General features: G+C 73.2%; 10 protein-coding genes. 5 read left to right on the top strand and 5 right to left on the bottom strand.

Annotated features, from left to right (window positions below; translation table 11 throughout):
• On the bottom strand, positions 1–1,010 hold a 1,010-nt coding region (locus Q1V71_RS02790), incomplete at its 3' end, for an iron-siderophore ABC transporter substrate-binding protein (RefSeq protein ID WP_300640488.1).
• Between the two features lie 200 nt (positions 1,011–1,210).
• Between Q1V71_RS02790 and Q1V71_RS02785 the strand changes: the two genes are divergently transcribed.
• From Q1V71_RS02785 to Q1V71_RS02775, 3 genes are all read left to right on the top strand, one after another.
• Entirely contained in the window at positions 1,211–1,591 is a 381-nt protein-coding gene (locus tag Q1V71_RS02785; protein WP_300640484.1) for a hypothetical protein, read from the top strand.
• 49 nt (positions 1,592–1,640) lie between these two features.
• Positions 1,641–2,822 (top strand): cysteine--tRNA ligase, encoded by a 1,182-nt coding sequence (locus tag Q1V71_RS02780; RefSeq protein ID WP_300640482.1) that lies wholly within the window; start codon positions 1,641–1,643, stop codon positions 2,820–2,822.
• Positions 2,823–3,145: 323 nt separating this feature from the next.
• A complete protein-coding gene (locus tag Q1V71_RS02775) occupies positions 3,146–5,005 on the top strand; it encodes a phosphoenolpyruvate carboxykinase (GTP) (protein ID WP_300640479.1) in 1,860 nt (619 codons plus the stop codon).
• 129 nt (positions 5,006–5,134) lie between these two features.
• Here the strand turns inward: Q1V71_RS02775 and Q1V71_RS02770 are convergent, their stop codons facing one another.
• Together Q1V71_RS02770 and Q1V71_RS02765 are read right to left on the bottom strand one after the other, a co-directional pair.
• The gene (locus Q1V71_RS02770) at positions 5,135–6,517 is read right to left on the bottom strand and encodes a cytochrome P450 (protein WP_300640476.1); all 1,383 of its coding nucleotides are present in this window, start codon (positions 6,515–6,517) and stop codon (positions 5,135–5,137) included.
• 57 nt (positions 6,518–6,574) lie between these two features.
• On the bottom strand, positions 6,575–8,650 hold the full coding sequence (locus Q1V71_RS02765; RefSeq protein ID WP_300640473.1) for an MMPL family transporter: 2,076 nt from the start codon (positions 8,648–8,650) through the stop codon (positions 6,575–6,577).
• A 44-nt stretch (positions 8,651–8,694) separates the two neighbouring features.
• Between Q1V71_RS02765 and Q1V71_RS02760 the strand changes: the two genes are divergently transcribed.
• Positions 8,695–9,228 (top strand): MarR family transcriptional regulator, encoded by a 534-nt coding sequence (locus tag Q1V71_RS02760; protein ID WP_300640471.1) that lies wholly within the window; start codon positions 8,695–8,697, stop codon positions 9,226–9,228.
• Here the strand turns inward: Q1V71_RS02760 and egtD are convergent.
• Positions 9,206–10,207 (bottom strand): L-histidine N(alpha)-methyltransferase, encoded by a 1,002-nt coding sequence (gene egtD, locus Q1V71_RS02755; RefSeq protein WP_300640468.1) that lies wholly within the window; start codon positions 10,205–10,207, stop codon positions 9,206–9,208. The genes Q1V71_RS02760 and egtD overlap by 23 nt on opposite strands.
• Positions 10,204–11,550: an ergothioneine biosynthesis protein EgtB gene (egtB, locus tag Q1V71_RS02750; RefSeq protein WP_300640465.1), complete on the bottom strand. Its 1,347-nt coding sequence runs from the start codon at positions 11,548–11,550 to the stop codon at positions 10,204–10,206. Before egtB ends, egtD begins: the two co-directional genes overlap by 4 nt.
• Before the next feature lie 189 nt (positions 11,551–11,739).
• Between egtB and Q1V71_RS02745 the strand changes: the two genes are divergently transcribed.
• Complete coding sequence (locus tag Q1V71_RS02745; protein WP_300640462.1) at positions 11,740–12,018, top strand: hypothetical protein; 279 nt, start codon at positions 11,740–11,742, stop codon at positions 12,016–12,018.
• Positions 12,019–12,025 lie beyond the last annotated feature (7 nt).

Genomic DNA, 12,025 nt, shown 5'->3' with positions numbered 1-12,025 from the left:
ATGCCCCAGCTGATCGACAGCGGCGACGGGTTGGCGGAGGCGGCGAGGGGGGTCGAGTTCTGCAGCACGGCAATCGACCCGTTCGCGATCGCGGGGATCGTGGCCAGGAGCGGGTCGGACTGCAGCTGACCGATGATGGCCCCGTCGGCCTCGCCGTAGGTCACGAACACGTCGACGTCGGCGAAGCGGTCGGAGGCTTCGGAGCTCACGGTCACGTAGAAGTCGGACGTGCTCGCCGACTCCTCCTCGACGACCGCGGGCGCCGGGAGGCCGATGCTCTCGATGAAGCCCGGCCGCGTGTCGTGGCTCGTGTAGAACCCGATCTGGCTGAAGTCGGTGGGGTCGATGTAGGAGAAGAGGATGCGCTTGCCGTCGAGTTCGGGGTAGTTCGCGAGCGCGGCATCCACTTCGGCATCGAGGTCGGCGATGAGCTGGTCGCCTTCCGCGGCGAGCCCGAGGGCAGCGGAGTTGAGGCGGATCATGTCCTGGAAGGACGTGCCCCACGCCACCTCGGGGTAGGCGACGACGGGCGCGATCTTGGAGAGGGTGTCGTACTCCTCCTGCGTGAGGCCGGAGTACGACGCCAGGATCACGTCCGGCGCCGTGTCGGCCACCGCCTCGAAGTCGATCCCCTCGGTCTCGTCGAAGAGGACCGGGGTCTCGGCCCCCAGCTCCTCGAGCTCGGCCTCGACCCAGGGGAGCACGCCGTCGCCGTCGTCGTCGCCCCACGTGGCCTTGCTCATCCCCACCGGGACCACGCCGAGCGCGAGAGGGACCTCGTGGTTCATCCAGGCGACCGAGGCGATCCGCTCGGGCCGCTCCTCGATCACGGTCTCGCCGAAGGCGTGCTCGATCGTGACGGGGAAGGCGTCGGCCCCGTCGGCTCCGCTCCCGGCGGTTGGACCGGCGGGGTCGTCGGCGGACGAGCCGTCGTCGGTGCCGCAGGCGGCGAGCAGCAGGGACACGGCGCAGGCGGCGGCGAGCGGTCGCAGGGCGCGGGTGGTGCGCATGGGTTCTCCTCGAGCGGGATCAGAATAGGTAAGGCAAACCTAAGTGAGGGTGCCCTAAACTATGCAAGCGGGGTCCAGATCGCGGTCTGGACCGGCCGGCGCGGCTCGTTGAGACCGACACCCCGGGGGGTGTCTACTGAGAGACGGCCGGTTCCATGGGGGTGGACGCCGGTCGGTACCAGCACCAGGGGAGGGTCCTGATGGACCTCGTCGACGTTCCTGCCAGCACGCAGCAGCTCGACCAGCACGAGCACCTCGACGTGCCGCACCGCCTCATCGGCGCGCGACGGCCGCTCGAGGCCGGTCAGGTCGTGGTCGTGCGCGACCTCGACGGTCGGCACCGCTGGGCCGCGGTCGACCGGCTGCGCTTCACCGAGACCGAGACGATCTACGAGATCCAGCTCGGCCACCCGATGCCCGCGGAGCGCGCGGTCGAGGTCGGCGCTTACGACGACCGCCCGCGCAGCAGGCCCTTCCTGCGTGGCAGCGACGTGGCCCGGATGCTCGAGGGGCTGCGCGAGCAGCAGGAGCGCGTCCACGCCGACGCCCTGCGCCGGCGCGCCCACCTGCGCCCCGCCTGACCGCCCGCGTCCCCGCACGCGCCGGCGGCCCGTGGGGCAAGATCGGGGCATGTCCGCCACCGCGTCCGACCCCGGCCCGTCGGGGCGCTACCCCGTGACCCTCGCCCCCGCCGCCCCCCTGGTGCTCGGCGGTGCACGGGTGCTCCCGGTGGCGCCGCTGCGCGTCTACACCTGCGGCATCACGCCGTACGACGTCACCCACGTCGGCCACGCGGCGACCTTCGTGTGGGCCGACCTCCTCGCCTCGGTCGCGCGGGCGGCGGGAGCCCAGCCGGTGCTGGCCCGCAACGTCACCGACGTCGACGACGTGCTGACCGCGGCCGCGGCCCGGGCCGGTCGCCACTACGACGAGCTCGCGGTGGTGCAGGAGTTCCAGTTCGACCGGGACATGACCGCCCTGGCCGTCGCCCGACCGGCCCTCACGCCCCATGCCCGTGGCCACGTGCCCGCGGTCGTGCGGCTGGCCGCCGCGCTGCTCGACGCCGGCGCCGCCTACGAGCACGACGGCCACGTCTACTTCGACGGCTCCGCCGTCCCCGCCCGCGCCGGGCTCGACGAGGAGACCGCGCTGCGCCTCTCCACGGAGTACGGCGACCAGGAGGGCGTCCCCGGACGCCGCTCGCCCTTCGACGTCGCGCTGTGGCGTCCCTCGACCGACGACCAGCCGGCCTGGCCCAGCCCCTGGGGCTGGGGCCGCCCCGGGTGGCACGCCGAGTGCGCGGCGATGGCGATCAGCAGCCTCGGTCACGCCATCGACGTGCTGGTCGGGGGCGTCGACCTCGCCTTCCCGCACCACGCCTACCAGGCCGCGATGGTCGAGGCCGCCACCGGCGTCGTCCCCTTCGCCCGCGCCACCCTGCACGTCGGGGAGGTGCGGCTCGGTGGGGAGAAGATGGCCAAGTCCACCGGCAACCTCGTCCTCGTCGCCGACCTGCTCCAGCGCTTCCCGGGCCCCGTGCTGCGGCTCGGCCTGCTGCACCGCCCGGTCGACGCGCCGTGGGAGTGCGACGAGCAGGTCTTCGCCGACGCCGGCGCGCTCCTCGACCGGCTGCACGAGGCGGCCGGTCCGCCGAGCAGCCGCACCGAGGACGCCGAGGGTCGGGCCCGGGTGCTCGCCGCCCTGCTCGACGGCCTCGACGTCGCGGCCGCGGTCGAGGTCGCGCTCGGCGTCGGCGGGGACGCCGCGGGCTACCTGCTCGACGTCCTGCGCCTCACCGACCGCGCGAGCTGACGTCCCCGGCTCCATCGAGCCGGACCGGTCGGCTCCGGCGACCCGGGGCACGCGGGGGCGAGGGGGAGGACGCTGCCCCGGAGGAGGGTGGATGGGCCTGGCCGTCCTCCCGTGAGGAACGAGCGGGAGGACTGGTTCCGACGAAGGGGCGGTGTCCTCCCCCTCGCCCCCGTGGGCCCAACCCCCGGCGGAGTCGAGCCGACCCGGCCGATCCCGCCCACCGTCGTACGTCTCAACTGGAACGATCCAACCCACCCCGCCCGGTCGGGGCCGCGGCTCCGGACTAGCGTGACGTGAACCTGGCGGACTCCGGAAGGCGAACGATGGTCGACACCACCGCGGTGAGCAGCAACGACGTTGAGAAGGTCCTCGACGAGGCGGGTGTCTCCAACCCGCACGTGCGGGAGTACGTCACCCACTGGGCCGGGATCACCCAGCCCGCCCGCGTCGAGGTGGTCAACGCCTCCGACGACGCCCGCCTCATCGCCGAGGCCCTCGAGGCCGGCGAGCTCCAGCCCGCCGGCGAGGGGCTCTACTACTCGCGCTCCTACTTCAAGGACACCGCGCGCTCGGAGGAGCGCACCATCGTGGCGACCTCGAAGCCCGAGGACCGCGGCGTCTACAACAACTGGCGTGACGGCGAGGAGATGAGCGCCGCCCAGCTGGAGCGGATGCGCGGCCAGTCGGCCGGCAAGACGATGTACGTCGTCCCCTACCTCATGGCGCCGCAGGGCTCGCCCCTCGAGGCGTACGCCGCCGGCGTCGAGCTCACCGACAACCGCCCGGTCGTGCTGCAGATGATCCGGATGGCGCGTGTGGGCGTCTCCTACCTCGACCAGCTCGCGGACCCCGCGCACTTCGTCCGCGCCGTGCACGTCACCGGCGACCTGGAGAACCTCGGCCAGGGCACCCCCGACGACCAGCGCTACTTCGTGACCGTCGCCGACCAGCGCACGATCCTGCACTTCGGCTCCTCCTACGGCGGCAACGCACTGCTGGGCAAGATCGCGCACGGCCTGCGCCAGGCCTGCTACGACGGCCGCGCGTCGGGCCGCTTCCTCGCCGAGCAGTTCATGCTCCTGGGCATCTCCGACCTCGAGACCGGCAAGCGCTGGCACATCGCCGGCGGCTTCCCCAGCGCCTCGGGCAAGACCAACCTCGCCATGACCCTGGCCCCCGACGCGCTCGGCTCGCGCTACCGCGTCGACTTCTACGGCGACGACATCGCCTGGCTGTGGGTCGGCGACGACGGCCGCGTCTACGCCATGAACCCGGAGTACGGCGTCTTCGGCGTCGCCAAGGACACCAACGCCTCCACCAACCCCGGCGCGCTGGACTCCATCCAGCCCGGCAGCGGTGCGATCTTCACCAACGTCGCCTACAACGAGAAGACGCAGGAGGTGTGGTGGGAGGGCAAGACGAAGAACCCGCCCGCCGACCTCGACGGCTGGCTGGACTGGAAGGGCGAGCGGATCGCCGACCGGGAGAACGGCGACGACTCCCCGTGGGCGCACCCCAACAGCCGCTTCACCACCACGCTCGCCAACGTCCCCAACGTCGCCGCCGACTTCGAGGCACCGCAGGGCGTCCCGGTCGACGCGATCATCTTCGGCGGCCGCACCCGTGACCGCGAGCCGCTGATCCGCGCGATCACCGACCTCGCCGAGGGCGTGTACGACGGCCTCACGCTCGGTGCCGAGGCGACCTTCGCCGCCGACGGTCTCGACGGCCAGCTGCGCTACGACCCGATGTCGATGCGGCCCTTCATGGCCTACGGCGAGGGCGACTACGCCGCGCACTGGCTCACGATCATCGGCGAGGCCAGCAACCCGCCGATCTTCGCCCACGTCAACTGGTTCCAGCGCGACATGTCAGACGGAGGGGACGGCCACTACTTGTGGCCCGGCTACCGCGAGAACCTCCGCCCGCTGCTGTGGCTGATGCAGTTCAAGGACGGGGAGGTCAAGGGCGTGCAGACCCCCGTCGGCGTCATCCCCGCCGAGTCCGAGCTGGTCATGGACGGTCTCGAGGTGCCCGCCGAGGACCTCCACCGGCTGCTGACGATCGACACCGACCGGTGGCGCCAGGAGATGGGCTTCCGCGAGGAGCACCTCAAGCAGTTCGACCGGCTGCCCGAGGAGATCTGGGAGGCCCACCGCCGGGTCGCCTCCGACCTGGGCTGACCTGGACCGCCGAACCGTCAGTTCTGAACCCTCGACCCGTCACTTCCGCACCGTCCCGTGTGCGGAGGTGACGGGTCGGGGGTTCTTTCCTGACGGTTCGGCGGTGCGGAAGTGACGGTTCGGCGGGTTTCAGGAGAGCCGGACGGGGAGGGTCTCCCAGCCGCGGAGGATGCGGGTCGGACGCCGGGTGCCGCCGGGCACGACGGCCAGGTCGGGGAACCGGTCGTGCAGCGCCTTGAGGCCGACCCCGCCCTCCATCCGGGCCAGGGCGGCTCCCAGGCAGTAGTGCCGGCCGGCGGAGAAGGCCACGTGGTCGCGGGCGTTCTCGCGGGTGACGTCGAAGGTGTGCGGGTCGGTGAAGACCTCGGGGTCGCGGTTGGCCCCGGCGAGCAGCGTCGTGACGACCGAGCCGGCCGTGACCTGCTTGCCCGCGACGGTGGTGTCGCGCAGGGCGGTGCGACCGGTCAGCAGCACCGGCGGGTCGTAGCGCAGGACCTCGTCGACGGCGTTGCCCCACAGCGAGGGGTCCTCGCGCAGCAGCGCACGCTGCTCCGGGTGCTCGTGGAGCAGGGCGGTGCCGTTGGAGAGCAGGTTGACGGTCGTCTCGAAGCCCGCGGCCAGCACGAGGCCCGCGGTCGCGAGCAGCTCGGCCTGGCTCAGGCCGCCGTCCTCGTCCTGGATCGCGACGAGGCGGGAGAGCAGGTCGTCGCCGCGGTTCTCGCGCAGGTGGTCCAGGTGGGCGATCAGCCACGTCCGGAAGTCGTCGAGCGCCGCCTCGACCGCGCGCATCTCGCCGAAGGAGAGCCCCAGGTCGAGCGAGGGGGCTGCCGCCGTACCGAAGTCCAGGACGCGCTGGCGGTCCGCCTCGGGCACCCCCAGGATCTCCGCGATGACGGTGACGGGGAGGGCGGCGCAGTACGTCGGCACGATGTCGACCGGCTCGCCGGCCGCGGCCCGGGCCTCGAGGTCGTCGAGCAGCCGGTCGGCGATCTCCTGGGTGCGCTGGCGCAGCTCCTCGACGGCCTTGACGGTAAAGACCCGCGTGACGAGCTTGCGGTAGCGGGTGTGCTCGGGCGGCTCGACCACCAGCAGCGAGGGCGGGTTGAGCGGACCGATCCGTTCGGGCTCCTCGGCCCACAGCGCGAGCTTGCCGAGCGGGCCCTCGCCGGGCAGGAAGACCCCGGCGTGGAAGTCGTTGCTGGTCAGCACCTCGCGCACCACGGGCAGGGAGACCGTGACGTAGGCGAACGAGGACTTGTGGATCGGCCCGCTCGCACGGACCTGCTCGACGATCGGCCACAGGGCGCTGCTGTCGCCGGAGCCGGTGCGCGTCACCAGCTGCCCCTGCAGGTCCCCGCGCTTGGCCGCGCGGTGCATCAGTCGGCTGGGCAGGCCGTGGCCGAGCCCCCAGCGGACCCGCTGCTTGACCCCGCCGACGGCGCGTTCGCGCAGGCTCTGCCGGGCGCGGGTCGGGGCGGGAGGTGCGGGCGCGAGGGAGGGCTGGGCCGACATACCGACAGTGTGCACGTTGGTGCGACGACGGTCACCGTGCCGCGCGTCACCGCACGCTCAGCGCGTGGTGACCTCCGCGTCCCTTACGGAGCCGCCCACCCGCCTCGGCCACCAGAAGCGCTCGCCCAGCCGCACCGCGATCGCGGGCACCAGCACGGTGCGCACGAGCAGCGTGTCGAGCAGGACGCCGACGCAGATCACCACGCCCAGCTGGGCCAGCACCACCAGCGGCAGCACGCCGAGGGTGGCGAAGACGGCCGCCAGCAGCACGCCCGCGCTGGTGATCACGCCACCGGTCGCGGCGAGCGCCCGCAGCACGCCCTCCTCGGTCCCGTGGGTCTCGGCCTCCTCGCGGGCCCGGGTGACGAGGAAGATGTTGTAGTCCACGCCGAGGGCCACCAGGAAGAGGAACGCCAGGAGCGGCGTGCCCACGTCGAGCCGCTCGAAGCCGAGCACCTGGGTGAAGAGGATCCAGGAGATGCCGAGCGCGGCGGCGTACGTCGCCACGACCGTGCCCACCAGGATGATCGGCGCGACCAGCGACCGGAGCAGGCCGACGAGGGCGAGCAGCACCAGGCCCAGGATCAGCGGCAGGATCCGCACGCGGTCGCGGTTGGCCGCGTCGCGCTCGTCGATCCGCGAGGCGTCGCTGCCGGCGACGTGGGTCTCCCCGGGTAGGTCGGCCGCGTCGAGGTCGTCGCGCAGCTGCAGCACCGCGTCCTGGGCCTCCTCGGTCCCGGGGTCGGCGGCCAGGACGGCGTCGACCTGCACGACCCCGCCTCCCTCGGCGCTGATCCGAGCCGAGGCCACGGAGCCGGAGGACTCCACCGCGGCGAGGACCTCCTGCGGTGCGGCGGTCGAGAGGACACGGGCGGGCTCGGTGGTGCCGGAGGGGAAGGACTCGCCCAGCCGCTCGGCGGCGGTGATCGCCTCGGGCTCGTCGAGGAACTGGTCCGAGAGACCCAGGCCGGTCTTGATGCCCAGGGCGGGCAGGGCCACCAGCACCAGCAGCAGCCCGGAGGCGACGGCGACGGTCGCCGGTCGGGCGGCCACGCTGCGACCCACGCGGCGCCACAGGCGGGCGGTGTCGACGGTGCCCTGCGAGCCGATCTTCGGCACGCGCGGCCAGAAGATCCAGCGACCGAAGACCACCAGCGCGGCGGGCAGGACCACGAGGACCATGGTCGCGGCCACGACGATGCCGACGGCGCTGGCCAGGCCGAGCCCCCGCGTGGCCGGGGTGAGGGAGAGCAGCAGGGTCAGCACGCCGACCACGACGGTGAGCGAGGAGCTGAGGACCGCCTCGGAGGTGCGGTGCAGGGCGCGAGCCATGGCGACGTGGCGCGACTCCTCCTGCCGCAGCTCGTCGCGGTAGCGGGAGATGAGCAGCAGGGCGTAGTCGGTGCCGGCTCCGAAGACGAGCACGGACAGGATGCCGGTGGTCGACTCGTCCCAGGCGATGCCGGTCGCCTCGAGCGCGTGGGTGGCCAGCACGACGGCGAGCCGGTCGGCCACGCCGACGACGAGCAGCGGGATCACCCAGAGGATCGGGCTGCGGTAGGTGAGGACGAGCAGGATCGTGACGACGGCGGCGGTGGTGGCCAGCAGGGTCAGGTCCGCACCCTCGAAGACCTTCGCGAGGTCGGCCTGGACGGCGGCCGGTCCGGTGACCTGGACCTCGATGCCGTCGGGCGCGGACTCCGCGAGCGACTCGCGCAGCTCCTCCACGGCGTCGGCGTTCTCGACGTTGCCCTCGGCCTGGATCTCCAGCGGCAGCAGGGCGGCGGTGCCGTCCTCCGAGGGGATGGGTGCTGCGTCGGGGGCGGTGCCCTCCAGGTCGGCGACGACCCCGGCGAGCGCCTGCAGGTCCGGGCCGGTGAGCTCGCCGGACTCCGCGGTCCACAGCACGATCGCGGTGCGGCTGGACTCCTCGGGCAGCTGCTCGGCGAGCAGGGCCGCCTCCGCGGCGCCGCTGCCCTCGGGCAGGTTGTCGGTCACGCCGATCGTGCGGTCGGCGGTGCCGAGGGCCACGATCAGCCACGCGCCGAGCAGCAGCGGCACCAGCGCGGCGATCGGGGCGACGCGGGCCCGGGTCGTCCAGGTCGACCAGCGGGGCGGGGTGTGGGGGGCCATGGCAGACTTGCACTTGTTCTCTCAGTCAACTGATTGCTAACTCAGTGAGCGATATTAGCGACACCACCAAGCAGCCGGGTCACCCGGTCGGTCCGGCGACCGCGTTCGCCGACGCCTGGGAGCAGACGCCCTCCCTCGCGGCGCTGCGCAGCCTCGTGCGGGCCGGCTCGCGCGTGCGCCCGGCCGTCGCCCGCCGCAGCGGGCTCACCGAGACCGAGCTGGTCACGCTCGAGCGGCTCGTCGAGGGCCCGGTGGGGTTCGCCGAGCTCGCCCGGCTGCTCGAGGTCTCCACCGCCGCGGCGACCGGGGTCGGCGATCGCCTGGAAGGGCACGGCCACGCCGTGCGCCGGGCGCACCCCTCGGACCGGCGTCGCGTCGAGCTGCACGTCACCCAGTCCGGCCGCGAGGAGGTGCTGGGCCACCTGCTGCCGATGTTCCGGGCGCTGGCCGAGCTCGACGCGCGGTTCAGCCCCGAGGAGCGCGACGTGGTCGCGCGCTACCTCGACGGCGCGCGCGCCGCGCTGGTCCGGGCGGCCGAGGGCGAGGACCCCGACGTCAGCGCCGACGGGCGAGCGTGAGGGCGAAGTCGCCCGCGGTGACGCCTTCGCCGTCGTCCCAGACCCCCTCCACCTCGAAGCCGGCCTCCGCGAGCTCCTCGGCCACGAGGTGCGGGCGGAACTTGGTGGAGATCTCCACCCGGATCTCCTCGCCCAGGCCCAGCTCGAGCACCAGGTCGGCGCCCGGCACTCGCACGGTCTGCGGCGCCTCGGCGCGCAGCCGCAGGTCCATCCGCTCCATCTGCCCGTCCCAGAACGGCACGTAGCTGAACGCGCCGGGGTCGAAGTCGGCCCCGAGCTCGCGGTTGAGCACGTGCAGGCTGTTGCGGACGAAGGCCTCGGTCACCCCCGCGGCGTCGTGGTAGGCCTCGACCAGGCGGTCCACGGGCTTGACCAGGTCGGTGCCCAGCAGCAACCAGTCGCCGGGCTCCAGCGAGTCGGCCAGGGCACCCAGGAAGGCGCGGCGCTCCTCGAGGTAGAGGTTGCCGATCGTGCTCCCGAGGAAGGCGACCATCCGCGACCCGCTCGCCCTGCGTGGCGGCAGGTGGGCGAGGTGCAGGGTGAAGTCACCGACCAAGGCCTCGACCGCGAGGCCGGGGTAGGTGCGGCTGAGCAGGTCGGCGGCGTCGCGCAGGGTCTGCTCGGCCACGTCGACGGGCACGAAGCGCTCCAGCCGCCCGGCGGCGGTGAACGCGTCCAGCAGCATCCTGGTCTTGTCCGAGGTGCCGCTGCCGAGCTCGACGAGCGTGGTCGCGTCGCTCGCGGCGACGATGTCGGCGGCGTGCCGGGCCAGGATCGCCCGCTCGGTCTCGGTCGGGTAGTACTCCGGCAGCCGGGTGATCTCGTCGAAGAGCCGCGAGCCCTCGTCGTCGTAGAGCCACTTCGGCGGCAGCGTGAGTGGGCGCGAGCCGAGGCCGCGGCGCACGTCCTCGACCAGCGAGCCGGCCGCCCAGTCGGCGTCGAGCAGCACCTGCACGGTGGGTCGGACCGGGTGGCTCATGAGCGCTCCTCCTGGCGCACGGGGGCGCCGCCGTCGGCCAGCCGCACCCCCGACATCGCCCAGCGGGCAGCGTGCGGGAAGAAGTTGCGGTAGGTCAGTCGTGCGTGGTCGGGCGGCGTGAGTGCACAGCCGCCCCGCAGCACCATCTGGTTGGACATGAACTTGCCGTTGTACTCCCCGATCGCGCCATCAGGGGCGCGGAAGCCGGGGTAGGGGTGGTACGCCGAGGAGGTCCACTCCCAGCAGTCGCCGTAGAGCTGGCGCAGCCGCGGGCCGCCTGTGCCCGGCGCGGCCGCTGCGCGCGGGTGGAAGGACTCCAGGTCGGCCAGGTTGGCTCCCTGCGGCGTCGGCGCGCCTGGGTCGCGCTGGCCGTCGATGACCGCCGCGTGCTCCCACTCGGCCTCGGTCGGCAGCCGCTTGCCCGCCCACGTCGCGTAGGCCTCGGCCTCGAAGAACGAGACGTGCGTGGCCGGGCTCGCCGGGTCGACCGGCCAGGTGCCGTGCAGCGTGTGCTCCAGCCAGACCCCGTCGTGCTCGGACCAGTAGAACGGGGCGCGCCAGCCCTCCGCCTGCACCCGGGCCCAGCCCTCCGACAGCCACAGCTGCGGCCGCTCGTAGCCGCCGTCGGCCATGAACGCCAGCCACTCCCCGTTGGTCACCAGCCGGTCGGCGATCCGGTAGGGCTCCAGCCACTCGCGGTGCCGGGGCAGCTCGTTGTCGAAGCAGAAGCCGTCGCCACCGTGACCGACCTCGACCAGGCCGCCCTCCACCTCCAGCCACCCCAGGCGGTCCGGCTCCCCGGGCGCCCGCCTCCCACCGGCGTACGACGGCTGGAGGGGGTTGCGGGACAGGACGTGCTTGATGTCCATGAGCAGCAGCTCCTGGTGCTGCTGCTCGTGGTGGAAGCCGAGCTCGAGCACCGGGGCGAGCTTGCCGAGGGCGCCGTCGTCGAGCCGCTCGACCAGCTCGCGCACGCGGGCGTCGACGTTGCGGCGGTAGTCACCGACCTCGTGGGCACCGGGCCGGGTCACCAGTCCGCGGTCGGGTCGGGCGTAGCGCGGACCGAGGGACTCGTAGTAGCTGTTGAAGAGGAACCAGTACTGCTCCTGGAACGGCGTGAAACCGTCCTCGTGCTCGGCGAGCAGGAAGGTCTCGAAGAACCACGTGACGTGCGCGCGGTGCCACTTGGTGGGCGAGACGTCGGGCATGGACTGGACCGTCTGGTCCTCCGGGGACAGCGGGGCCGCCAGGAGCTCGGTGTGCGAGCGCACCTGCTCGAAGCGGGCGACGACGGTGCTGGGGTCCCACCCGGCGGTCGCGCCGGGTGTGGCCGGTCCTGGCATGGCGGAGTCCTCTCCGAGACGGGTCTCCACCGTCGCGCACGCCACCGGCGGTGTCGACCCCGGAGGGGTGACGGAGTGGTGACGTGTCGGTGCGGCCTGCGCGCCGTGGCGCGCGTGTTCACGCATTCGTGACCTCGCACCACTCCTAGGGGTGAGCGGAAGCAAGCGGTATCGGGACACCGTGAGGGCATGACCTCGGCCATTCCCCTGCGCGCGGAGACCTTCGACGACCTCCACGCCTCGCTGGTCGACCTGGCCCGGGGTCGGCGCGAGGCGCTGGCGCAGGTCTACGACGGCACCGCGGAGCCTGCGCTGCGCCTCGCGCTCGCCCGCACCCGGGGTGACCGGGTCTCGGCGGAGCAGCTGTTGTGCCGGGTGTACGTCGAGGTGCGCCGCCGCGCGGCGGAGTACCCCACCTCGGGCATGCGGGCGCTGCCCTGGGTGCTCGGGGTCGCTGCGCGCGCCTGAGCCCGGC

It is taken from the genome of Nocardioides sp. (assembly GCF_030149505.1).
Classification (GTDB): Bacteria; Actinomycetota; Actinomycetes; order Propionibacteriales; family Nocardioidaceae; genus Nocardioides.
Note: the sequence above shows the minus strand (reverse complement) of the source record. Positions and strands in the feature narration are given on the sequence as shown.

What these genes read in the sequence shown, in the direction of transcription:
- Q1V71_RS02770 (WP_300640476.1), bottom strand. Translation starts at nt 6,517, where the DNA reads ATGTCGGCCCAGCCCTCCCTCGCGCCCGCACCTCCCGCCCCGACCCGC.
- egtD (WP_300640468.1), bottom strand. Translation starts at nt 10,207, where the DNA reads ATGAGCCACCCGGTCCGACCCACCGTGCAGGTGCTGCTCGACGCCGAC.
- Q1V71_RS02775 (WP_300640479.1), top strand. Translation starts at nt 3,146, where the DNA reads ATGGTCGACACCACCGCGGTGAGCAGCAACGACGTTGAGAAGGTCCTC.
- Q1V71_RS02745 (WP_300640462.1), top strand. Translation starts at nt 11,740, where the DNA reads ATGACCTCGGCCATTCCCCTGCGCGCGGAGACCTTCGACGACCTCCAC.
- egtB (WP_300640465.1), bottom strand. Translation starts at nt 11,550, where the DNA reads ATGCCAGGACCGGCCACACCCGGCGCGACCGCCGGGTGGGACCCCAGC.
- Q1V71_RS02780 (WP_300640482.1), top strand. Translation starts at nt 1,641, where the DNA reads ATGTCCGCCACCGCGTCCGACCCCGGCCCGTCGGGGCGCTACCCCGTG.
- Q1V71_RS02785 (WP_300640484.1), top strand. Translation starts at nt 1,211, where the DNA reads ATGGACCTCGTCGACGTTCCTGCCAGCACGCAGCAGCTCGACCAGCAC.
- Q1V71_RS02765 (WP_300640473.1), bottom strand. Translation starts at nt 8,650, where the DNA reads ATGGCCCCCCACACCCCGCCCCGCTGGTCGACCTGGACGACCCGGGCC.